The organism is Sphingomonas sp. RB1R13 (genome assembly GCF_036663775.1).
GTDB lineage: Bacteria > Pseudomonadota > Alphaproteobacteria > Sphingomonadales > Sphingomonadaceae > Sphingomicrobium.
This window is the reverse complement of the sequence record NZ_JAXOJM010000112.1, coordinates 1-1,053: the sequence shown is the minus strand read 5'-3', so window position 1 is coordinate 1,053 and position 1,053 is coordinate 1. Positions and strand designations below refer to the sequence as shown.

Below are 1,053 nucleotides of genomic sequence, written 5' to 3'. Positions count from 1 at the left end.
CGAGGCGGCGGATCGACTGGGCGGGCGGGCACGCAGCGTTCGTCTGCCTACCGGCCATGTCGTCGATCATGGGTGCGTGTGGCTCCACTCCGCAAAACGCAATCCATGGACCACCATCGCCGAGCAAGCGGGCTTTACGGTCGATCGCCGCTCACCCAACTGGCAGGTTCAGTGGAACGACCTGGGCTTTCCTCCCGCCGAGAAGCGCGCCTCGGGCGAGGCCTATGCCCGGTTCGAAGAGGCCGCGATGGCCGCCCTCGACGGGCCGGATCGGCCGCTGTCCGACTTTGTGGGCGAGGATGATCCGTGGCGGCCGATGATCGACGCGATCTCGGGCTATGCCAATGGCGCGTCGCTGGCCGAAGTCTCGCTGCACGACTGGGCGGCCTATGAGAATGCCGCGACCGACGACAATTGGGCGGTGGTCGAGGGCTATGGCACCGTCGTCGCGAACCACGCCGCGGGGCTGACCGTACGTACCGGCGTGACGGCGACCCGAATCGACCATCTCGGCCGGACGATCCGCATCGAAACCTCGGCGGGAACGATCGAGGCGGATCAGGTCATCGTTGCCGTTCCCACCACCGTGCTGGCGGAGGGCAAGCTGACCTTCGACCCGCCGCTCCCCGACAAGCATGAGGCCGCCGCCGCCTTGCCGCTGGGAATCGCCGACAAGGTCTTTCTGTCGGTCGAGGGCCCCCTACCCTGGCCCGCCCATGCCCAACTGACCGGCGATCCGCACAAAACCTGCACCGCCAGCCACCGCCTCTCTCCCTTCGGCTGGCCGATCGTCGAGAGCTTCTTCGGCGGCCCCTGCGCCGAGATGCTGGAGGAAGAGGGCGCGGCGGCGGCCTTCGCCATCGATGAGCTGGTCGCGTTGTTGGGCAGCGACTGGCAGCGGCGCTTCACGCCGCTGGATGCGACGCGCTGGCGGCATGTGCCGCTGATCGGCGGCAGCTACAGCCACGCGAGGATCGGCCATGCCGGGGCACGCCGGACGCTGGCCGAGCCGGTGGACGAACGACTCTTCTTCGCGGGCGAGGCCTGTTCGCG

General features: G+C 68.8%; 1 protein-coding gene. It reads left to right on the top strand.

Translation table 11 applies throughout. The features are described 5' to 3' along the window. On the top strand, positions 1-1,053 hold a 1,053-nt coding region (locus U1700_RS15345), incomplete at both ends, for a flavin monoamine oxidase family protein (RefSeq protein ID WP_332753529.1).